The 21,313-nt window shown below is 42.2% G+C and carries 12 protein-coding genes, 24 tRNA genes, 2 rRNA genes, 1 riboswitch and 2 other annotated features; of the genes, 6 read left to right on the plus strand and 32 right to left on the minus strand.

Annotated elements, in window-relative coordinates; all coding sequences use genetic code 11:
* The first annotated feature begins 628 nt into the window (after window positions 1–628).
* Together NPA36_RS02045 and NPA36_RS02050 are read left to right on the plus strand one after the other, a co-directional pair.
* A complete protein-coding gene (locus NPA36_RS02045; protein ID WP_256944451.1) occupies window positions 629–1,918 on the plus strand; it encodes an MFS transporter in 1,290 nt (429 codons plus the stop codon).
* A 67-nt stretch (window positions 1,919–1,985) separates the two neighbouring features.
* Entirely contained in the window at window positions 1,986–2,996 is a 1,011-nt protein-coding gene (locus NPA36_RS02050) for a calcium/sodium antiporter (RefSeq protein ID WP_256944452.1), read from the plus strand.
* 858 nt (window positions 2,997–3,854) lie between these two features.
* On the opposite strand, the gene gloA2 is transcribed toward NPA36_RS02050, so the two are convergent.
* From gloA2 to NPA36_RS02065, 3 genes are read right to left on the minus strand one after another with little or no spacing between them, the layout of a single operon-like run.
* Entirely contained in the window at window positions 3,855–4,235 is a 381-nt protein-coding gene (gene gloA2, locus NPA36_RS02055; protein ID WP_256944453.1) for an SMU1112c/YaeR family gloxylase I-like metalloprotein, read from the minus strand.
* 11 nt (window positions 4,236–4,246) lie between these two features.
* Complete coding sequence (locus NPA36_RS02060; RefSeq protein ID WP_256944454.1) at window positions 4,247–5,893, minus strand: hypothetical protein; 1,647 nt, start codon at window positions 5,891–5,893, stop codon at window positions 4,247–4,249.
* Between the two features lie 22 nt (window positions 5,894–5,915).
* A complete protein-coding gene (locus NPA36_RS02065) occupies window positions 5,916–6,584 on the minus strand; it encodes a DNA alkylation repair protein (protein WP_256944455.1) in 669 nt (222 codons plus the stop codon).
* 508 nt (window positions 6,585–7,092) lie between these two features.
* Window positions 7,093–7,323 (plus strand) — a binding site (T-box leader).
* A gap of 84 nt (window positions 7,324–7,407) precedes the next feature.
* Between NPA36_RS02065 and brnQ the strand changes: the two genes are divergently transcribed.
* Window positions 7,408–8,721, plus strand: coding sequence for a branched-chain amino acid transport system II carrier protein (gene brnQ / locus NPA36_RS02070; RefSeq protein ID WP_256944456.1), 1,314 nt, complete (start codon window positions 7,408–7,410; stop codon window positions 8,719–8,721).
* A gap of 315 nt (window positions 8,722–9,036) precedes the next feature.
* Here brnQ and leuS read toward each other — a convergent pair whose 3' ends face one another.
* Window positions 9,037–11,448: a leucine--tRNA ligase gene (leuS, locus tag NPA36_RS02075; RefSeq protein ID WP_256944457.1), complete on the minus strand. Its 2,412-nt coding sequence runs from the start codon at window positions 11,446–11,448 to the stop codon at window positions 9,037–9,039.
* 84 nt (window positions 11,449–11,532) lie between these two features.
* Window positions 11,533–11,748 (minus strand) — a binding site (T-box leader).
* A gap of 20 nt (window positions 11,749–11,768) precedes the next feature.
* Window positions 11,769–13,775: a LysM peptidoglycan-binding domain-containing protein gene (locus tag NPA36_RS02080; protein WP_256944458.1), complete on the minus strand. Its 2,007-nt coding sequence runs from the start codon at window positions 13,773–13,775 to the stop codon at window positions 11,769–11,771.
* A gap of 225 nt (window positions 13,776–14,000) precedes the next feature.
* On the opposite strand from NPA36_RS02080, the gene NPA36_RS02085 reads away from it, so the two are divergent.
* Together NPA36_RS02085 and NPA36_RS02090 are read left to right on the plus strand one after the other, a co-directional pair.
* Window positions 14,001–14,957: a TIGR01212 family radical SAM protein gene (locus NPA36_RS02085; RefSeq protein ID WP_407932754.1), complete on the plus strand. Its 957-nt coding sequence runs from the start codon at window positions 14,001–14,003 to the stop codon at window positions 14,955–14,957.
* 17 nt (window positions 14,958–14,974) lie between these two features.
* On the plus strand, window positions 14,975–15,550 hold the full coding sequence (locus tag NPA36_RS02090; RefSeq protein WP_256944459.1) for a tRNA (mnm(5)s(2)U34)-methyltransferase: 576 nt from the start codon (window positions 14,975–14,977) through the stop codon (window positions 15,548–15,550).
* Between the two features lie 521 nt (window positions 15,551–16,071).
* Here NPA36_RS02090 and metK read toward each other — a convergent pair.
* A complete protein-coding gene (gene metK, locus NPA36_RS02095) occupies window positions 16,072–17,271 on the minus strand; it encodes a methionine adenosyltransferase (RefSeq protein ID WP_256944460.1) in 1,200 nt (399 codons plus the stop codon).
* Window positions 17,269–17,354, minus strand: a riboswitch (SMK box riboswitch). (Overlaps the previous gene by 3 nt.)
* A 126-nt stretch (window positions 17,355–17,480) precedes the next feature.
* Here metK and NPA36_RS02100 point away from each other — a divergent pair.
* Window positions 17,481–18,311, plus strand: coding sequence for a hypothetical protein (locus tag NPA36_RS02100; protein WP_256944461.1), 831 nt, complete (start codon window positions 17,481–17,483; stop codon window positions 18,309–18,311).
* A gap of 187 nt (window positions 18,312–18,498) precedes the next feature.
* On the opposite strand, the gene NPA36_RS02105 is transcribed toward NPA36_RS02100, so the two are convergent.
* The 26 genes from NPA36_RS02105 to NPA36_RS02230 all read right to left on the minus strand — a co-directional run.
* A tRNA-Glu gene (locus NPA36_RS02105) sits at window positions 18,499–18,570 on the minus strand.
* Window positions 18,571–18,590: 20 nt separating this feature from the next.
* Window positions 18,591–18,661 (minus strand) — tRNA-Gly (locus tag NPA36_RS02110).
* Between the two features lie 11 nt (window positions 18,662–18,672).
* Window positions 18,673–18,745 (minus strand) — tRNA-Phe (locus NPA36_RS02115).
* Between the two features lie 5 nt (window positions 18,746–18,750).
* Window positions 18,751–18,823: transfer RNA gene (locus NPA36_RS02120), tRNA-Asp, on the minus strand.
* 12 nt (window positions 18,824–18,835) lie between these two features.
* Window positions 18,836–18,908 (minus strand) — tRNA-Met (locus NPA36_RS02125).
* A 12-nt stretch (window positions 18,909–18,920) separates the two neighbouring features.
* Window positions 18,921–19,010 (minus strand) — tRNA-Ser (locus NPA36_RS02130).
* A gap of 10 nt (window positions 19,011–19,020) precedes the next feature.
* Window positions 19,021–19,092: transfer RNA gene (locus NPA36_RS02135), tRNA-Glu, on the minus strand.
* A 19-nt stretch (window positions 19,093–19,111) separates the two neighbouring features.
* Window positions 19,112–19,199, minus strand: a tRNA-Ser gene (locus tag NPA36_RS02140).
* A 41-nt stretch (window positions 19,200–19,240) separates the two neighbouring features.
* Window positions 19,241–19,314: transfer RNA gene (locus NPA36_RS02145), tRNA-Ile, on the minus strand.
* A 9-nt stretch (window positions 19,315–19,323) separates the two neighbouring features.
* Window positions 19,324–19,394: transfer RNA gene (locus tag NPA36_RS02150), tRNA-Gly, on the minus strand.
* A 13-nt stretch (window positions 19,395–19,407) separates the two neighbouring features.
* Window positions 19,408–19,480: transfer RNA gene (locus NPA36_RS02155), tRNA-Asp, on the minus strand.
* Window positions 19,481–19,492: 12 nt separating this feature from the next.
* Window positions 19,493–19,565: transfer RNA gene (locus NPA36_RS02160), tRNA-Met, on the minus strand.
* 12 nt (window positions 19,566–19,577) lie between these two features.
* A tRNA-Ser gene (locus tag NPA36_RS02165) sits at window positions 19,578–19,667 on the minus strand.
* Between the two features lie 11 nt (window positions 19,668–19,678).
* Window positions 19,679–19,752 (minus strand) — tRNA-Ile (locus NPA36_RS02170).
* Between the two features lie 18 nt (window positions 19,753–19,770).
* A tRNA-Met gene (locus tag NPA36_RS02175) sits at window positions 19,771–19,844 on the minus strand.
* A gap of 26 nt (window positions 19,845–19,870) precedes the next feature.
* Window positions 19,871–19,943 (minus strand) — tRNA-Ala (locus tag NPA36_RS02180).
* Between the two features lie 10 nt (window positions 19,944–19,953).
* Window positions 19,954–20,027, minus strand: a tRNA-Pro gene (locus tag NPA36_RS02185).
* Window positions 20,028–20,034: 7 nt separating this feature from the next.
* Window positions 20,035–20,108, minus strand: a tRNA-Arg gene (locus NPA36_RS02190).
* Between the two features lie 39 nt (window positions 20,109–20,147).
* Window positions 20,148–20,233, minus strand: a tRNA-Leu gene (locus tag NPA36_RS02195).
* Window positions 20,234–20,245: 12 nt separating this feature from the next.
* Window positions 20,246–20,317, minus strand: a tRNA-Gly gene (locus tag NPA36_RS02200).
* Between the two features lie 4 nt (window positions 20,318–20,321).
* Window positions 20,322–20,397: transfer RNA gene (locus tag NPA36_RS02205), tRNA-Thr, on the minus strand.
* A gap of 7 nt (window positions 20,398–20,404) precedes the next feature.
* Window positions 20,405–20,486, minus strand: a tRNA-Leu gene (locus NPA36_RS02210).
* Between the two features lie 61 nt (window positions 20,487–20,547).
* Window positions 20,548–20,620 (minus strand) — tRNA-Lys (locus tag NPA36_RS02215).
* A gap of 1 nt (window position 20,621) precedes the next feature.
* Window positions 20,622–20,697: transfer RNA gene (locus tag NPA36_RS02220), tRNA-Val, on the minus strand.
* Window positions 20,698–20,711: 14 nt separating this feature from the next.
* Window positions 20,712–20,827: ribosomal RNA gene (gene rrf, locus NPA36_RS02225) — 5S ribosomal RNA — on the minus strand.
* A 112-nt stretch (window positions 20,828–20,939) separates the two neighbouring features.
* A 23S ribosomal RNA gene (locus NPA36_RS02230) occupies window positions 20,940–21,313 on the minus strand; the annotation flags it as partial.

The following is a 21,313-nucleotide window of genomic DNA, read 5'->3' on the forward strand; positions in this document are numbered from 1 at the left end:
TGACGCACAGTGGATGTTTCGGCTTTAGCCGATTACAGCCATGTAGACAGCTAAGCCGTGAGACCAAGGCTCACGGCAGTGCCACCGTTCTCATTTCGGACAGATTTCTGGGGAACTATTTTATGTTTTAGAATGCTTTTATCTTATTATAGACTTTTTGCGCCCCCTTACAGCCACGTAGACAGCTAAGCCAGTGAGACCTAGGCTCACGGCGGTCCCACCGTTCTCATTTCAGATACATTTTCCCAGAAACTCTTTTATGATTTAGAACAACTTATTCCTTACAGACTTTTTATCCACAACTTATTCAAAGTATCATTCCCAAGTTAAAACCCACCTTAACTTGACAAGCCCATTTCAAAGCGTTACAATTTCACTAATAAAAATTTGGTAACTTTAATCGTGTCCTGTGAGACATGGAAGAACCGTTAACAAGCCTATCTATATGGTATGTGCTGTAACTTCATCATACCTTCTTTCATGTCCAGTGACTTCGGTTGCTGGCTTTTTTTGTCAGCTTTTAAGGAGGTTGAGTATCTATCTAGTCTGGTTTCATCGTTTAATAAAGAAGGTCTGAGAGCCTTCATTAATCTTGTGTACTAGTTACACAGTAAAGGGGAGTTTTCTTATGTCAAAGCTAGATAAAAACAATCGTCGTGCTCTTGTTGCCGCCATCGTCGCATCAGGTACAGATGACCTCAATGTCATGTTCCTATCCTTTTCACTGACTACCATCATGGCACAACTCAATATTTCTTCCACACAAGGCGGCGCCATCGCCACTATCACTAACATAGGTATGTTGGTCGGTGGTATCATATTCGGAATTCTTGCAGATCGCTATAATAAATTCAAAGTTTTCAAATGGACTATCCTTATTTTTTCAGTCGCAACAGGCTTAATTTTCTTCACACCGAACATCAGCTACCTCTACCTCATGCGCTTTATCGCCGGAATCGGAGTCGGTGGTGAATACGGAGTCGCCATTGCTATCATGGCTGGACTAGTACCAGCTAATAAAATGGGCCGTGTCAGCTCGCTAAATGGTGTCGCTGGACAAATCGGTGCCATCTCTTCAGCCCTCCTAGCAGGACTAATCGCTCCTATCTTTGGATGGCGCGGGCTTTTCCTATTCGGACTAGCGCCACTTCTCCTAGTAGCTTGGATGGTACTTGCCATTGATGACAGCAAGATTATCGATAAGGACGCTAAGACTAATACCAGCTCAAACAAGAAACAACGTGCTAATATCTCTGAGCTTTTCGCAACGCCTGCTCTAACCGCACAGACCTTAGCCCTAATGGTCATGACAACCGTACAAATCGCTGGCTACTTTGGTATGATGAACTGGCTACCCTCAATCATCCAAGCCAATCTAGGAATCAGCGTCAAAAACTCGTCCATCTGGATGATTTCTACCATCATTGGAATGTCCATCGGTATGCTAGTCTTTGGACAAATTCTTGACCGCTTTGGACCTAGGCTAGTTTACGGCATCTTCCTCATCGCTTCAGCAGTCTGCGTCTTCCTCTTCCAATACGCCAACACCATGACTAGCATGCTGATTGGAGGAGCTATCGTAGGATTCTTTGTAAATGGTATGTTCGCAGGATATGGCGCTATGATTACAAGACTCTACCCTCACCATATTCGCTCCATTGCCAACAACACCATCCTAAACGTGGGTCGTGCCTTGGGAGGATTTTCTTCCCTCATCATTGGTATCATTCTGGACGTGTCTAACAGCTCCATGGTTATGATCTTCCTTTCATCCTTATATATAATTAGTTTCCTAGCGATGTTGAGTATCGGTAATTTGAAAAAGGAAACTTATAGTCATTTGAACGCTGAAAGTTTTGAAAAAACATCCTCATTTATGACTAAAACCAATCCAGCCTCTAAAGCGACGGCTCACTAATAAACCCTTATTGCTCTAAGCTAGTAGGGAGCTTGTGGTATACTAAAAGAAAAAGCAGGTGATTCATATGCAGCAACTTTTAGCACAAGTCCCTCTAGTTTTTTTGTTGCTTCTCTTAGCCATCTCCCTTGCTGGTCTTGCCAAATCATCGGATTACTTGGTTGACCATGCTAGTTTATTAGCTCGAAAGGCAAACATGTCCGAACTCCTGATTGGTGCCACTATCATCTCGATAGGTACCACCTTACCCGAAGTAGCAACTTCTGCCTTGGCATCCATAGATGGCTCACCAGAAATAGCTTTGGGAAACTTGTTTGGTTCCATTGTTTCAAACTTGACCTTTGTACTAGGAATTGGAGCCTTATTCGGTGCTATTCCTGTTAATAAAGATGCTCTACGAAACTTTCATGAGCTATTTGGATTTTTGATTGGCTTTATTATCTTAGCCTTTATCAGTTTGACCCCTATTTGGCCTTTTCAAACAGGTCAGATTCCTTCTGTGCTTGGCTTTCTGTTTCTGATTGCCTTGTGTGTTCACTTTGTCATGATGTATCGGCGAATGGAGCATGACCATACCTTGGAAGAGGAATGCACTAACGAAGAAAAGCAAAAATCTACCGTATTTTTGTTGGCTATCGTTATCATATCTGCTCTAGTCTTGACGTTTTTCGCCAATCTTTTGGTAGATACTGTTCAAGTAATTGCTTTGCAATTCGGTATTCCAGAAACCTTAATTTCAGCTACAGTCGTCTCTCTCGGAACAAGCTTACCTGAATTAAGTACTTTCATCAGTGCGGTAAAGAAAGATAGAACATCACTCGCCCTAGGAAACATCATCGGAGCCTGTGTTCTGAATCTTCTTTTGGTTCTGCCAATTGCACCTCTCCTCAGCCCAGTCCTGATAATTCCAAGCATCTATTTCTACTTCATCTTCCCAATGATTCTAGTCATCGCACTCTTCTTTTACTTCTTCGTCCAAAACAGCAAAGTCAGACTTATCACTAAAAAAGAAGGACTAGGCTTGCTCTTCCTTTACCTAGTCTACGTTTTGATATTAGTGTATTTGGAAATTGGGTAGCTGAAAGTAGTCGAGTCTCTAGCCCATCTATCGGAAATCAAAACGGTGGCACCGGGGCTGGGCAAAAAGTCCAAATGGTAGCCAAATAAAATAGTTCCCCAGAAATCTATCCGAAATAACGGTGTATAGCATAGCTGACGCACAGTGGATGTTTCGGCTTCAGCCGATTACAGCCACGTAGACAGCTAAGCCAGTGAGACTTCGGCTCACGGCGGTGCCACCGTTCCCATTTCTGATAGATTTCTGGGGAACTATTTTATGATTTAGAAACTTTTTTTCCCGACTTTTGCACTTACAGGAAAAAATAAGTCGACAAACACTTACAGCCACAAGGGTTACACAAAGTATAATCAATTAACACTTGTATATATACAGTAGTTTTGCTATAATGGTTAAATAGAAGTTTTGTATATAAATTTACTATTTTTTGATAAAAAAGCTAATTTATCATATGATTTTTGATAAATTTATCCTATAAGATATAAGTATTTATCAAATTTAGATGCATAAAATTATTATTTCATTTGAGAAAACAGAGTAATTTTGACTGAAGACTATGCAAAAATATTGAAAATGAAATGAATTCCTCATTGATGACATTAAAAACTTGAAAAAACTGTATATATACTCTTAAAAAAATAAAAACACCACTAAAACCCTTTAGTAACAAGGGGTTTGGTGGTGTTTTCTTTCATTCAAGTGCAAAAGTCGGGAGAAACTTTTTTTATTTTATTACAGACTTTTTGCCCAGCCCCGGTGCCACCGTTTTGATTTCTACTTCCTATCTGACGATTCTTTTATATGTTAGAAATTCACTTCATTCCTTATTTTTCTCAAGCACATGGTTCCTTATACCCACTACTCATGCAACTCCAAAGGAAGCCCATCTGGGTCGTGGAAAAAGGTCATCTTTTTATTGGTGAAGGTGTCAAAACGAATGTCCTCCACCTCAATACCCTTTTCTTCCAACTCAGCCACAACTTCTTCAATATTATCGACCTTAAACGCCAGATGACGCAGCCCACAAGCTTCAGGATAGCCAGGACGCTTAGGGCTATCTTCCTTACCAAAAATTTCCAATTCCATAGTTCCCAGCCGTAAATCCAGCTTGACATCATCTTTATCAGGCCGAACATTTTCACGGATGACCTCAAAACCTAGTGTGTTCACATAAAAAGCTCTGGAAACTTCATAGTCTGAGACAATAATCGCTATATGGTGTACTTCATTTAATTTCATCATCTTCTCCTTTATGGTGCAGCTTTTTCAATCACAATCGAATTAACAAGACCATTCGCTGTCTCTCCTTTAACAGTATCGCCCACCTTTAAGAAAGCCAGATCAGAATTTACAGAAATCGGTGCGAAGTAGATTTCCTCTTTGCCACTCAGTTTGAAAGCCATATGCGTTTCACCTTTCAGAACGATTTGATTGAGTGCTTCCACCGTTCCGCTAAATGGTGTTTGCCCATCCGTAGTCACTTGGCTAGAACTTTCCTTTCCTGTGTAGGCTTGGAAAGCGACTTGAACGGTTTCACCAATGACAACACGTTGGTAGTTTTCTGCATCAACAAAGGCATAAAGTTTAATCAAACCGCCATTGTCCTTGAGCGATAAGAAATAGGTGGGCTTTCCTTCGATGTTTAACAGCAATGGGAAGGTTGCCACATAACCTTTTTCTTGAACAGAACCTTGAGCACTCTCTTGGGCACTGACTTCTGTTGCCGCACCGATATCGTATAAGATAGTTTCCTTGGTTCTAGAGTTAACCAATACAAATCCCACATTTGACTCATCGGCATTAACGGAAGTTATTCCCGTATAAAGGTAAAGGTCATTGTCCTTAACAAAATATTGATAACCATTAGTATGCTTGGTAACACCACGTTTTCCAATCAAGGAATTCCAAAAACCTCCTTGGTAAAGACCATGTTGGTCAATTTGTCTCAAGACCAATTCAGCTGGCACCACTCGGTCTACCCAGCCAGGAACCTCATCGATGGCAAATCGTTGAATCTCACCCGTTACAGCATCGATAACAAAGATGCCTACCACATCCAAGCCATTAAAGAATCCAATCTTAGGACTAACTTCGGTGGCAATATAATAAGGTTTGCCCTCTTCATCTAACTCAAAAGAAACATCTGACACCATGGCGGTTGGGTAATTGAACCACAAATGTCTAGCAACGTCACGGTTAAAGTATTCACTCTTTGAGTACTTGATTGGTTGATCCATTTTGACTAGTTTAGAGTCACCTGTGATTGAATCAATCTCTACATAGTAAGGGACACCTGTAGACTGATTGGTTAACCAACGCCAAAAACCGGCATATTCAAGTGGTGAAACACGGACAGGTCTATCTTGAACTGCAATCTGAACAAAGTCTTTTGACACTTCAAATTGCGAAACTAGGTCCTTCATCTCCCCGATTTTTCGGTCACCTAGTTTTTCAGACATATCTCGGTCCACGGTAATAATATTACTTGGGTCTGACAACTTCAAATCCTTGGAAAAATCACCACTTTGTATGGTGCCAATTTGGTTGGCAAAACTTTTGGCCTGCCAGATTGGTAAGCCACTTAAAAGACCAAGCAGAAAAATTAGTCCAAAGATTCCTAATAGAATAGCAAAGCGTTTAGGAAGTTTAAATAACTCAGCTAACATAGGATTTTTTGTTGCTGTAAATCGTTTGCCAACTGGTCTTGGCCCTTCGATGATGACATCCTTAGTGGACTTGACGAAGACATTGACGATAAAATAAATAACTGTAGCTATCAGGATAAGAACCCAGAATTGTGGGTTACGTAAATTATAGGGGATTAATTGAACATAGGATATGATAGCAACAACAATAAGTGTTATCAAGGCTGGTAATAATTGTTTAAATAGTTTCATCAGACACTTCCTTTTTTAGTTTTTAAATGTATTTGCTACCTTCTTTGATGGATAAGTTGGACAGCTTCTCTTTGCGGCTGTCAATGTAATTCGAAACCCATGTAGGATTCACCTTAGAATAGTCACGTAGAGCCCATCCAATGGCTTTGTTGATAAAGAATTCTTTGTCATTCAAGTTTTGGTCAAGTATGGTTGTCATAAGAACAGTATCAGTTGACTCTTTGCGACCTAACTGATGTAAGATGGCTGCTCTTCTTAGCCACAAATTGTCTGCCTTGCTCCAGTCAAGTAAACGTACTTCCAGACTAGGGTTCTTCAAAGCCAAAAATCCTATTGTCTTGACCAGATTGTCTACACTATCCCACCAAGATCTGCTGGTCACAAGTATCTGCAAGTGTATAAAATCATCAGCCTTAAGGAAGCCCTTAGTGGCAGCTAGACAATCAGTAGCAATGTATTGAAACTCCCTATGTTTCATAGACCAGAGTTGGTGAACCACTTGCCAATTAATTGTATCTGTTCTTTTAGCTTCTTGTTTGAATTCCTTGATAAAAGCTTTTGATAGGTCTTTTCTTTGTTTAGACGTAACTCCCAAGTAAGGAAACTGATTTCTCATATAAGCTTCCATTTGAACAGCAACTTCTTTATTAGCATTGAGGGAAAATTGTTCCTTTAATTCTTCTAAATTCACCAGACACCTCCCTAGATTCTTACAATAAGTATATCATATTGTTTAAAATGTAACTAGACACTTCCACTTGGAGGCTGGGCAAAAAATTCTGTAATATAGTGCTTTCTAAATCATAAAATAGTTCCCCAGAAATCTATCAGAAATGGGAACGGTGGCACCGCCGTGAGCCTTGGTCTCACTGGCTTAGCTGTCTACGTGGTTGTAATCGGCTGAAGCCGAAACATCCACTGTGCGTCAGCTATGCTTTACACCGTTCTTTCGGATAGATTTCTGGGGAACTATTTTATTTAACTTCCCTTTGGACTTTTTATCCAGTCTCTTACAGTCAGGTAAGCAGCTAAGACCGTTAGACCAAGGCTTTTGACGGTATCACAGTCTCAATGCCTAACAACACTATCTATAGTCACTTTTCTCAAAATAGAAAATAAATTTTCCCCAGCCTTCTATTAACCTCAGTCATATCGTTATAGAAATTAGTTGACTTCTCAAAGATATATGATTATGATAATAACATAAAAGAACGAGTAGGTTGTCGATTTATTTTTAGAGAGCTGACGAATGGTGAAAGTCAGTAATACATCTTAGCTGAAAATCCTCTTTTTTCATTCACTCTGAACCCTAGTAAGAGCTGACGGGCTAGCTTCCGTTATCATGGCTGCATATTGATAGATATGCTTGAGTGTCTTCAGAAATTCTGAAGCTAATAAAGGTGGTACCGCGAAATCAAGTCGCCCTTTATCCGTAATGGATAGAGGGCGTTTTTCTTTTATCTTTAACTCAACTTATCTGATGACCTATTTTATAATCAGGAAGGAAGAAACACATGCAAACCCTATCGAGAAAGAATCTTTTTTATGTCTCTATGCTCTTATTTGGTCTCTTTTTTGGAGCCGGAAACCTCATTTTTCCACCACTTCTTGGCAAAGATGCTGGCACCAATAGCTTTATCGCACTTGCCTTCTTTTGTATCACTGCCATTGTCATTCCCATCCTTGGCGTTATCTCTGTTGCCAAGTCAAACGGCTTGAATCATTTAGCCAAACGGGTTGACCCTATCTTCGCCATTATCTTCACGTCCGCCATCTACCTCTCCATCGGCCCAGCTTTAGGAATCCCCAGAGCAGGTAGCCTACCTTTTGAAATGGTGGTAGCTTCTTATCTACCAGCTGACATCTCTCTAACCTTACCACGCTTTCTCTACACACTTCTCTTTTTTGGTGCAGCCTATTGGTTATCGCAAAATCCTAGTAAATTAGTTGACCGACTAGGAAAGCTATTGACACCATTGCTGATTCTTTTACTAGTTGGAATGTTTCTAGGTATCGTCTTTAAGGACACAACCGCTTTTCCAGCACCAACACTGGCTTATGCTGCTAACCCTGCCGTCAAAGGCTTTATCGAAGGATATAACACCATGGATGCAGTGGCGGCCTTGAATTTTGGCCTAGTCATCTCCCTATCCATCCGCTCCCTCCAAATCAAGGATCAAAAAGCCGTAGAACGCTACTCTATCAAAGCTGGGATCAATGCTGGCTTTGCCCTACTAGTTATTTACCTCATGCTAACCTATATCGGCTCTTCCACAGCAGGACTATTCCCTGACACGGAAAATGGTGCTCAAGTATTGACACAGGCTATCACTTACGGATTCGGGCCTTTCGGAGCAGTCTTGTTAGCTATCATCTTCACTCTAGCCTGTCTGACCACTTGCGTTGGCTTAATCACTTCTTCTAGCCAATACTTTACTACCTTGACCCACCGCGTATCCTATGTCACATGGGTCAGAGTCTGGACCCTGTCCAGTCTTTTACTGGCCAACTTTGGTTTGAATGCTATATTGAGTTATTCTGTTCCAATTCTTATCGCCATCTATCCTGTTTCCATTGTCTTAATCCTTTTCGGTTTAATCGATAAACTGAAAGACTTCACTTTGGTCTACAAGATCACCATTTACCTAACAGCTTTACAATCTATCTTAAATGCTTTAGATTTAACTGGAATCCAAATCCCATATCTAACGAATCTTTTCAGAGCCCTACCCTTTTATGACCTAGGACTAGGTTGGGTCTGCCTTTCAGCTCTAGCCTTCTTAGGCAGCCTTCTTCTCGAAATCTCCCTCCGCCATTTGAAACATTAGTATATATACAATTTCCAAATACCAAAATACCATCCAATCCCTATAACAACAAGGTTTTGGATGGTATTTTTTCTCACACAAGTATAAAAGTCAGTAAATAAAAATCCAGCCTTTCTAACAAGCAGAACCAGCTTAAGAGCCATCAGCTCCTCGGTCAGGAATAACGGTGTATGAGCATAGCTGACGCACAGTGACTGTTTCGGCTTCAGCCGATTTACAGTCACGTAGACAGCTAAGCCGAAAGACTAGGGCTTTTGGCGATGCCACCGTTCTTATTCCTGACCGAGGAGCTGATGGCTCTTTCCCGTCTACCCCTTAATTCGCAACAATATTAACCAATTTACCAGGGATAGAAATCACTTTTCGAACAGTCTTACCTTCAATAGCATCCTTAATGGCTGGATTAGCTAAAGCAAGCTCCTCCAATTCTTTCCCACTTAGGTCAGCAGCCACCTCTACACGAGCCTTAATTTTACCATTGACTTGGTAAATAACCTCAACTTGATCTTCCACCAAGAAAGACTCATCATAGGTTGGCCAAGCAGCGTGTTGAATAGATCCTTGCATACCTAGAATAGACCATAGCTCCTCACTAACATGTGGCGCAATTGGTGCTAGTAGCTGTACAATGCCTTTCATGTACTCTACAGGCAAAGCATCACCCTTGTAAGCTTCATTAACAAAAATCATAATTTGCGAAATGGCCGTATTGAATCTTAGATGCTCATAGTCCTCTGTCACTTTTTTCACAGTTTGATGGTAAACCTTGTCCAGCTTCCCATCATTAAACTTGGTTACACGATCTCTAAGTTTGCCTTTATCATCCACCAACATTCTCCAGAAGCGGTCCAAGAATTTACGGCTACCTTCTAAACCATTCTCACTCCAAGCGATAGCAGCATCCAATGGCCCCATGAACATTTCGTATAGACGTAGGGTATCTGCTCCATATTGTTTAATCACATCGTCTGGATTAACCACATTCCCCTTGGATTTAGACATTTTTTCATTGCCTTCCCCTAAAATCATCCCTTGATTGAAGAGCTTTTGGAATGGTTCTTTGTTAGGGACAATCCCCAAATCGTATAGAACTTTGTACCAGAAACGGGCATAAAGCAAATGCAGTACCGCGTGTTCTGCCCCACCAATATACAAATCAACTGGCAACCATTCTGCTAGTTTTTCTTTTGAAGCAATTTCTTCTTGGTTATGGGGGTCAACGAAGCGAACATAATACCAAGAAGACCCCGCCCACTGTGGCATGGTGTTGGTTTCACGGCGACCTCTCTTGCCAGTAATTGGGTCTGTGACATACAACCAATCTTCAATAGCAGCTAAAGGTGATTCACCTGTTCCACTTGGTTGAATCTTATCCGTTTTTGGTAGAGTCAAAGGCAATTGGTCTTCTGGAACAGTAGTTGTGGTGCCGTCTTCCCAATGAATAACAGGGATTGGCTCACCCCAGTAACGTTGACGAGAGAATAACCAGTCTCTCAAACGGTAAGATACTTTGCCTTCCCCTATCCCTTTTTCTGTCAACCAAGTAATCATCTTAGCAATCGCTTCATCTTTGCTTAGTCCATCTAAGAAATCAGAATTGATAAGAATTCCGTCACCTGTATATGGTAGAATTCCATCAGGAGCCTCAAAAACTGGAAGAATTGGTAAATCAAAGGTTTGGGCAAACTCAAAGTCTCTTTCATCATGAGCAGGAACGGCCATAATAGCACCAGTCCCATATGAACTTAAAACATAATCCGCAATCCAAATCGGTATTTCTTGGCCATTTGCTGGATTAATAGCATAGGCTCCTGTAAAGACACCCGTCTTCGTTTTAGCTAAATCCGTTCTTTCTAAGTCTGATTTCTTGCTGGCATATTCTTGGTAGTCTTCAACGGCTTGTTTTTGCTGCGGACTAACAATACTTGCCACCAAATCATGTTCTGGTGAAAGAACAGCATAGCTAGCACCAAAAAGAGTATCAGGTCTAGTGGTGAAGACTTCGAATTCCTTGTCAGAATCTTTTACTTTAAAGGTTACTTGAGCACCATATGAGCGGCCAATCCAGTTGCGTTGCATATCCTTAATACTTTCTGGCCAGTCAAGTTCTTCCAAGTCATCAATCAAACGGTCGGCATAAGCTGTGATTTTTAACATCCATTGTTTCATTGGTTTACGGAATACTGGATAGCCACCACGCTCAGATTTGCCATCAATCACTTCTTCGTTAGCCAAAACGGTTCCTAATGTCGGGCACCAGTTTACGGCCACATCTGCTTCATAGGCTAGTCCCATGTCATATAATTTAGTGAAAATCCATTGCGTCCATTTGTAATAGTCTGGGTCGGTTGTATTGATTTCACGTTCCCAATCATAAGAAAAACCTAGGTCATTAATTTGGCGCTTAAAGGTTTGAATGTTGTGAGCTGTAAAGTCAGCAGGGTCATTTCCTGTATCAAGGGCATACTGTTCTGCTGGCAAACCAAAGGCATCCCAGCCCATAGGATGTAGCACATTGAAGTTTTGCGCACGTTTCATCCGGGCAATGGCATCAGTAGCTGTATAACCCTCAGGGTGCCCCACATGCAATCCTTGTCCAGATGGGTATGGAAACATGTCTAGTGCGTAAAAGTTGCTCTTATCGACATCTTCTGTTGTTTTAAAAGTATTGTTTTCTTTCCAGTAAGCTTGCCACTTTGGTTCGATGACTCTGTGATTAAATGTCATTCCTAACACGTCCTCTTCTTCATATTTTTTGGCGACTCCCACATTTAGATACAAAAAAAGCCTATGACAAAGTTGAATTCTTTGTCATAGGACGAACAAGTCGTGGTACCACCTAATTTGTTACTCTTCATACCCATAACGTGGGCGAGGCGACCTACTCTAGTACTGCGCTAGTCATAGACAATGACAGGTTCAAGTAGATAGCTAAAAGGTGAGTTCAATCTGTTTCTTGATGCATTTTCACCAGCCATGCACTCTCTAGGCAAGATTCACATTTACTATTCCTTTGTGAGCTTTATATTTCTATTTAGTATAACAGATTAGCGGGAGACTTTCAAGATTTGGCCTGGCTGGATTAGATTAGAATCTAAACCATTGATGTCTTTTAATTCTTCAAGGGTTAGTCCATGATTTTTAGCGATACGCCACAAGCCATCACCCGCTTTAACCGTGTAAGTTGAACCGTTTGAACTAGTTTCTGCTACTGAGCTTGTTGTGCTTTCAGTTACTTGAGGAGCTGGCGCGCTAGCTTGCCCACCCAAGTTCAAAACTTGACCTGGGTAAATAATGCTGTTTGAGCTTAAACCATTTGCATTGTAAAGAGTTGTAAGAGATACACCTGTTTTACGAGCTATGCCATAAAGGGTATCGCCTGATGCAACGGTGTATGAGCCGGAGCTTGTTGTTTCTACTACTACTGGAGCAGATGGCGTTGGTTTAGACTCAGCTACTGGTGTCGGTGTACTAGCTTGTCCACCTAAGTTAAGGACTTGCCCAGGATAAATAATGCTGGATGAGCTTAAGTCATTAGCTTGGTATAAGCTATCCACTGCTAGACCAGTCTTACGCGCTATACCGTATAAAGTATCACCTGATACAACTGTGTATGAGCCAGAACTTGTTGCTTCCGTTACTGGAGCAGATGGGGCTGGTTTCGTTACAGCAGGTGCTGTCGTACTAGCTTGCCCATCTAAACTTAGCACTTGCCCCGGATAAATGATACTTGATGAGCTTAAATCATTGGCTTGGTAAAGGGTACCAATTGCCACACCAGTTTTACGAGAAATTCCGTATAGGGTATCACCTGATACAACCGTATAAGAACCTGCGCTAACTGATTCCACTACTGGAGTGGATGGGGCTGGTTTTGTCTCAACAGGTGCTGGAGTTGGTGTACTAGCTTGTCCACCTACGTTAAGAACTTGGCCCGGATAGATAATGCTAGCCGAACTCAAGCCATTTTCATTGTAAAGTGTTGTAAGACTCGCACCAGTTTTACGGGAAATTCCATATAGAGTATCGCCAGAAACAACTGTATAGCTTGTCCCGCCAGTATTCGGTTTAGTCACATTAGGCGTAACAGGAGTCGCAGGCTTCGTTGTATTTTCCACAGGTGCCGGAGCAGGAGTCGCTGCTTGACTACCTAATTTTAGCACTTGTCCTGGGTAAATAATGCTCGTAGAACTCAAACCATTTTCACGATAGAGTGTGCTAACAGACACACCAGTATTCCGAGAAATGGCATAAAGAGTATCTCCCGCCTTAACGGTATAGCCACCAGTAATTGGTGTATTAGTGCTAGTACTTGGTTGGCCTTCAATGACTTTAATGGTTTCGTCTGTGACACCATTGTTAGCAATATCATCTGCTAATTCAATCGCCGTTCCGTTATCAAACCTTGTTAAATCATATTGTTCGATAATTCGATTTAATTTTGAGGCATAAGCAGTATCTGTTGCATAACGACCTGTTAGATAAGCCGTTGCATCCTTATAGCTACTTGTATTGCTCTTCCATGCACCAGAATAGTATGCTGGATTCCATTTAGGTCCATTTAAAATAACGCCAGTATAATCCTCTAAAGCCTCTTGATAAGATGGATACTTACGGAATTGGGCAGTAATTTGGTAATAATTTTGCCCACCTGAATCCTCTAGGGTTTTCATGTCGACAGATGCGCCTTGGTAATCCCCTTTAATCCCAAAGAGATTGTGATTAGGTGATTGTGACAAGGTACTATTGCCCCAGCCCGTTTCTAAGGCAGCTTGTGCCAGCATAACGGACGTATAAATATCTTTGTTTTCAGACACCTTTTGCGCTGATGGAATTAAGGAATTCAAAAAAGGATTGGATGTAAATGCTGCAGTCCCCGTTTGTACTTTTTCAGCCGCCAATACTTGAGCTACTGGTGACGTATATAAAGCAACCATAACAGTCGATCCAAGGACCGCCATTGATTGTCTCATCTTCGTATTTACCTTATTCAATTGTTCAAATTGTAGCCGTGCTTTTTGTTTTTTGATTCGTTGATTTCTAGAAATTTCCATAATATTATCCCCTCCAAACTGTAGAATGGTCACTCTCAATTATAGGCTTTTCAATTGATAAGAACAGACGAACGTGGCACGAACAGCCAGTAAGTTATGGACATTTAATATAAGTAAAGAGTTTGTAATATAGCTCTTTCAAACATCTCAAACACTTATCAACTATTGGCAAATCCCTCAAAATAGAGTAGGATACAAGTATCACATATAGATTGGATGCTGCATATGGAAACAAATACTCAAGCCCCTACTTCATGGATGGGCAAGCCTTATAATAGTTTAAACCGCCATTTTCAAGATTATTTTGGCGAAAAAATATTCAAAGTCTCACTGGATGGCGGTTTTGACTGCCCGAATCGCGATGGCCATGTTGCTTATGGTGGCTGCACCTTCTGTAGTGTTAGCGGCTCAGGTGATTTTGCTGGAAACCGGGTCGACCCTTTAGCAACCCAGTTCCAGGATGGGATCGCTAAGATGCATGCCAAATGGCCCAAAGTCAACAAGTATATTGCCTACTTCCAAAGTTTCACCAACACCTATGCCCCTGTTGAAACCCTCAGACAGCGTTATGAACAAGTATTAGGTTTAGAGGGTGTTGTAGGAATTATGATAGCCACACGACCAGACTGCCTGCCGCCAGAAACTATCGATTATCTGGCTGAACTAAACGAACGCTACTATCTGTGGGTAGAACTAGGCCTACAAACCGTTCATGAATCAACCAGTAAAGCCATCAACCGTGCCCACGACTACCAGACCTACCTAGATGCCGTTGCAGCCTTAAGAAAACACAATATACCCGTTTGTACCCACATCATCAACGGCCTACCCGGTGAAACAGCCCAAATGATGCAAGAGAGTGTCGAACGCATTATGCTAGATAGCGATATTCAAGGCATTAAGATTCATCTGCTACATTTGATGCGAAATACCAAGATGGTGCGTGACTACTATCAAGGCCGCCTGACCTTCTTGAGCCAAGAAGAATACACCAATATCGTTTGCGACCAACTCGAAATCATCCCCCAAGACGTCATTATCCACCGCCTGACCGGAGATGCGCCAAGAGATACCCTAATCGGCCCTATGTGGAGCCTGAACAAATGGGAAGTCCTCAACGGGATTGAAGATGAGCTCAAACGCCGAAAAACCTATCAAGGAATTTATGATATCCGCAAATGAAAAGGAGTTAGCTTCACATGCTTTTAAGTGCCCAAAAACAAAGTCACGAACTGCTTAAAGAAATAGTTGCTCATGGAGACCTAGTCATTGATGCAACAGCTGGTAAAGGACATGACACCCTTTTACTAGCTCAACTAGTTGGACAGGACGGACTAGTCTATGCCTTTGATATCCAAGCAGAGGCTATTACCGCTAGCCAAAAGCTTCTTGAAACCCACCAGCTAAGCTCTAGAGTACGCTTGATTGAGGATAGCCATAGTCATTTAAAAAACTACCTAAAAGCAGACGCCACCGTTTCAGCCGCCATTTTTAACCTAGGCTACTTACCGGGCAGCGACAAAACCATCATTACCCAAGCTAGTTCTACCATTGTTGCAATCCAAGACATTCAAGATTTACTCAAAGAAAAAGGACGGATCGTCATTGTAGCCTACCATGGACACGCAGGCGGACCAGAAGAACACCTAGCCCTTTTGACCTATCTACAAAGTCTAGAACAAAGCAAATGGACTGTCCTACAGTATCAATTCATCAACCAGAAAAACAACCCACCGATTTGTTACTGCATAGAGAAAAAAGCCTCTACTAAATAACGTCGTTTCTAAATTCGTTACCAGAAATTAGAGGAGTTGGGCAAAAAGTCTCTAATAAAATAAAAGCATTCTAAATCACAAAATAGTTCACCAGAAATCTATCAGAAATGAGAACGGTGCACCGCCGTGAGCCGAGGTCTCACTGGCTTAGCTGTCTACGTGGCTGTAATCGGCTGAAGCCGAAACATCCACTGTGCGTCAGCTATGCTTTATACCGTTATTTCGGATAGATTTCTGGTGAACTATTTTATTTGGTTACCAATTGTAGTTTTTGCCCAGCCCCTTACAGCCATGTAAATATCTATGCCAGTAAAACCAAGGCTCAGCTTTGTCTTAAAATATAGCCACCGTTCTCATTTCTGATAACCTTTTTCGCAAAACTCTTTTATGCTTTAGAAATAGGTCTATTGGTATTAAATCTCTTATCCCCTCTGATTTCCCCAAATTTAACTGGAGAACCCTTATATTAAACAAAAACGCAGAACCCAATACTCAGTTCCGCGTTTTTGCCATATAATGATTTAGTTTTGATCTTGAATTTGAGCAACAGCCTCTTGCAAAGCCTCAACCTTATCCAATTTTTCCCACGAGAACTCTTCCAATGAACGACCAAAGTGACCATAAGCAGCTGTCTTAGAATAAATTGGTCGTCTAAGATTTAACATAGAGATAATACCATTTGGTGTCAGGTTAAATACCCTACGAATAGCCAGTAAAAGCAGCTCATTTGCTACGCTAGCAGTGCCAAAAGTTTCTATCGCAATGGAAACTGGTTGAGCAACACCAATTGCATAAGCCAGCTGAATTTCACATTTTTTGGCCAATCCAGCAGCCACAATATTTTTAGCAATATAGCGCGCCACATAACTAGCAGAACGGTCAACTTTTGTGGCATCCTTACCAGAAAAAGCACCCCCACCATGTCTAGCAAAACCGCCATAAGTATCTACAATAATTTTTCGGCCAGTTAAACCAGAGTCGCCAACAGGTCCACCAATCACAAATTTTCCAGTTGGATTGATATAAAATAAGGTATCCTTATCCACCATTTCTTTAGGCACGATAGGATCAACAACTTCCCTAAGAATATCGGCACGAATCTGTTCCTGACTAATTCCTTCAAAATGTTGTGTAGATACCACAATAGTATCGATACGCTTAGCATGTTGCTGGTCATCGTACTCAACGGTCACTTGAACCTTGCCATCCGGCCCTAAATAATTCAAAATATTATGTTTTCGAACATAAGCCAGCCTCTCTGCCAGGCGATGGCTCAAGTCAATCGGCAAGGGCATATAAGAATCGGTCTCATCAATAGCAAAGCCAAACATTAACCCTTGATCCCCCGCACCAACTTCTTGCTCTTGATCGCTGTTGTGACGAGATTCTAAGGCACTATCAACGCCTTGAGCAATATCTGGTGATTGTTTGTCCAGCGAGATTAATACAGCAACTTGATCGGCATCATAACCGAACTGCTGATCTTTATAACCAATCCGTTTGATCGTCTCACGAACCACACTCTGATAATCCACCACAGCAGTCGTTGTAACCTCACCAACAATGACAACAAGTCCCGTGTTAACCACCGTTTCACAGGCAACTCGCGCATAAGGATCCTGACGTAAAATAGCATCCAAGATACTATCACTAATTTGATCGGCAATCTTATCTGGATGACCCTCCGTTACCGATTCCGATGTAAATAATTTCTTTTCCACTCTTTTCCCCCATTCTATTCCGGTTACAAGGCATCTTTTTTCATAATGAAAAAATCCTTTCGGGAATACATATTTTGACACTTCAATTATTATAACACTACTCAAAGATAATATCAGTAGCTCACAAAAACTTTAACAAAAAATGGCTATTCTTGACAGAAGAGCTAATTATTCATATGATTAAGAAAATAAATTAATTGAGGTATTCTATGAAAACAAAAAATTTTTCGACAATTGCCTACCAAATTCTTGATGGTTTAACCAATCCCCTAGTATCACTCTTAACAGCGCCTTTAGCACTTTTGTTATTTGGAACCCTATTAGGAATCAAAGTAGCACCATTTCAACTCGTTCCGATGCTCATGCTATTGCTGTTTTTATTTTTCTTAAACCTACAGGATCTATTATTTCAACGTTCTAAACAGTTAAATCCCAGACTGGTTCTAATAACAGTTATTGCTAGCAATGTTCTCCTACTATTACCAATTATTTATTTCTGGTTTAATCTAGGTGAAAGAATTAGCATCCTATTGGCTTTAGTAGTAGCAGCAAATCATTTAGTTTTGAAGAGATTTCATACCTTTGATAACTACTATCCTTTCTTCTTACTAACCCAAACCATCTTCAAAGTCGGCGTCATAAGTTTTGTATCCTACTTCATTCAAGTAAAATCTGTTCCAGTCTCTATCCTAATTCTCTTCATTCCTTTAGCAGTTCTCTATCTAGGCATTCAAGATCAACACTACAGAAAAAAAGAGGAAAATATCGTCTCCCCATTAACTGGAGAAGATGCCCCTCTTCAAAAAATTCTTTCTATATTACTGAACTTAGCTATACCACTCTCTTACGTCCTATTTATATTATTAGTAAGAAACCACTATCACCTAATTCCACTCATTTTAATTCTAATCACAATTCTTTTCTATATTATCTATAGAGCTACTATTGTAAGAAACTACTCTCAATCAAGAGCCGCATCATTTTTAACAGTTTATTACCTCTGCTTTGTCTTTCTCAGCGGAATCTTTTATATCTCCTAACACTAAAGACAATCAAATCTCCAGTTCATTCGTCGAAAGTAATGGTGTAATAACCGTTTAGATCTTTGACAAATGAACTGGAGAATTTTTGTGCCTTGCAGACTGATATTACTAGAGAACCAACATTCGATATGACTTCTACTCTGATTTTTTACAAAAAAAAGACTCTTTTCAGAGTAGGATTAGATGACCCGTACGGGAATCGAACCCGTGTTACCGCCGTGAAAGGGCGGTGTCTTAACCGCTTGACCAACGGGCCTATATTATATTAATTATTTAAGCGGGTGACGAGAATCGAACTCGCGACAACAGCTTGGAAGGCTGTAGTTTTACCACTAAACTACACCCGCATTCTACCAAATGGCTCGGGACAGAATCGAACTGCCGACACCTTGAGCTTCAATCAAGTGCTCTACCAACTGAGCTACCGAGCCTAAAACGGTCCCGACGGGAATCGAACCCGCGATCTCCTGCGTGACAGGCAGGCATGTTAACCCCTACACCACGGAACCATTATAGAAAAATTGCGGGGGTAGGACTTGAACCTACGACCTTCGGGTTATGAGCCCGACGAGCTGCCAACTGCTCCACCCCGCGATAATATTAAAAAGGAGGATAAGGGATTCGAACCCTTGCACGGTTTTACCCGCCTGACGGTTTTCAAGACCGTTCCCTTCAGCCGGACTTGGGTAATCCTCCGAAAAAACAATGACCCGTACGGGAATCGAACCCGTGTTACCGCCGTGAAAGGGCGGTGTCTTAACCGCTTGACCAACGGGCCTATAAAAAGATAAAAGCAACGGAGAAGGAGGGATTTGAACCCTCGCGCCGCTTTCGCGACCTACACCCTTAGCAGGGGCGCCTCTTCAGCCACTTGAGTACTTCCCCATGTGCAAGAAAATTGATTATTCTTATGCTACTTTTATCTATGGGCCTAAATGGACTCGAACCATCGACCTCACGCTTATCAGGCGTGCGCTCTAACCACCTGAGCTATAGGCCCCAAACATAAAGCGGGTGACGAGAATCGAACTCGCGACAACAGCTTGGAAGGCTGTAGTTTTACCACTAAACTACACCCGCATTATTAAAAAAGCGGTCCCGACGGGAATCGAACCCGCGATCTCCTGCGTGACAGGCAGGCATGTTAACCCCTACACCACGGAACCATTATAGAAAAATTGCGGGGGTAGGACTTGAACCTACGACCTTCGGGTTATGAGCCCGACGAGCTGCCAACTGCTCCACCCCGCGATAATATTAAAAAGGAGGATAAGGGATTCGAACCCTTGCACGGTTTTACCCGCCTGACGGTTTTCAAGACCGTTCCCTTCAGCCGGACTTGGGTAATCCTCCGAAATCTACAATGGACCTTGTAGGACTCGAACCTACGACCGGACGGTTATGAGCCGTCTGCTCTAACCACCTGAGCTAAAGGTCCAAGTTCTAATAAAGATGATAGCGGCGAAGGGGATCGAACCCCCGACCTCCCGGGTATGAACCGGACGCTCTAGCCAGCTGAGCTACACCGCCAAAATATAAAGAAATATGGTAATAAGTGGAGACTAGCGGGATCGAACCGCTGACCTCCTGCGTGCAAAGCAGGCGCTCTCCCAGCTGAGCTAAGCCCCCATATTACTAATCGGGAATACAGGATTCGAACCTACGACCCCTTGGTCCCAAACCAAGTGCTCTACCAAGCTGAGCTAATTCCCGTAAAAAATGCACCCAACAGGAGTCGAACCTGTAACCGCTTGATTCGTAGTCAAGTACTCTATCCAATTGAGCTATGGGTGCATATGAAAAACTATTTATTTCTTCAAAGTTGCCTTTGAATGCCGAGGACCGGAATCGAACCGGTACGGTGATCACTCACCGCAGGATTTTAAGTCCTGTGCGTCTGCCAGTTCCGCCACCCCGGCTAGAACAGATGAAGCGGAAGACGGGGTTCGAACCCGCGACCCCCACCTTGGCAAGGTGGTGTTCTACCACTGAACTACTTCCGCATCATGGTGCCGGCTAAAGGATTTGAACCCTCGACCCTCTGATTACAAATCAGATGCTCTACCAACTGAGCTAAGCCGGCTAAAAAATGCGGGTGAAGGGACTCGAACCCCCACGTCTCTCAACGCTAGATCCTAAATCTAGTGCGTCTGCCAATTCCGCCACACCCGCATGTGTAGCTATTCCATTATATTCTCTAAAAATACATCAAAGCGAAATATTCAAAAGAGAATGAGTCATGCAGGGTTCGAACCTGCGACCCTCTGATTAAAAGTCAGATGCTCTACCAACTGAGCTAATGACTCATGGTGGGGGTTAACGGGATCGAACCGCTGACCCTCTGCTTGTAAGGCAGATGCTCTCCCAGCTGAGCTAAACCCCCATCATATTTAAAAAGCGTGGCAACGTCCTACCCTCACAGGGGGAACCCCCCAACTACTATCGGCGCTAAGAAGCTTAACTGCTGTGTTCGAGATGGGAACAGGTGTGACCTTCTTGCCATCGTCACCACACTTTTTTTGATTGAAAAAGCTTTTGCTCTCTCAAAACTGAATCTGTCTAACAAAACCATGCCACTTTCACCGTTCGAGTTTCTAACTCGAGACTTCCTGGCACTTGCGTGCTTTGGTTAAGTCCTCGACCGATTAGTACTAGTCCGCTCCATACATCGCTGTACTTCCACTTCTAGCCTATCTACCTGATCGTCTCTCAGGGGTCTTACTCACTTTTAGTGATGGGAAATCTCATCTTGAGGGGGGCTTCACGCTTAGATGCTTTCAGCGTTTATCCCGTCCACACATAGCTACCCAGCGATGCTCTTGGCAGAACAACTGGTACACCAGCGGTGTGTCCATCCCGGTCCTCTCGTACTAAGAACAGCTCCTCTCAAATTTCCAACGCCCGCGACGGATAGGGACCGAACTGTCTCACGACGTTCTGAACCCAGCTCGCGTACCGCTTTAATGGGCGAACAGCCCAACCCTTGGGACCGACTACAG

It is taken from the genome of Granulicatella seriolae, from assembly GCF_024543085.1.
In the GTDB taxonomy this organism is placed as follows: Bacteria; Bacillota; Bacilli; order Lactobacillales; family Aerococcaceae; genus Granulicatella; species Granulicatella seriolae.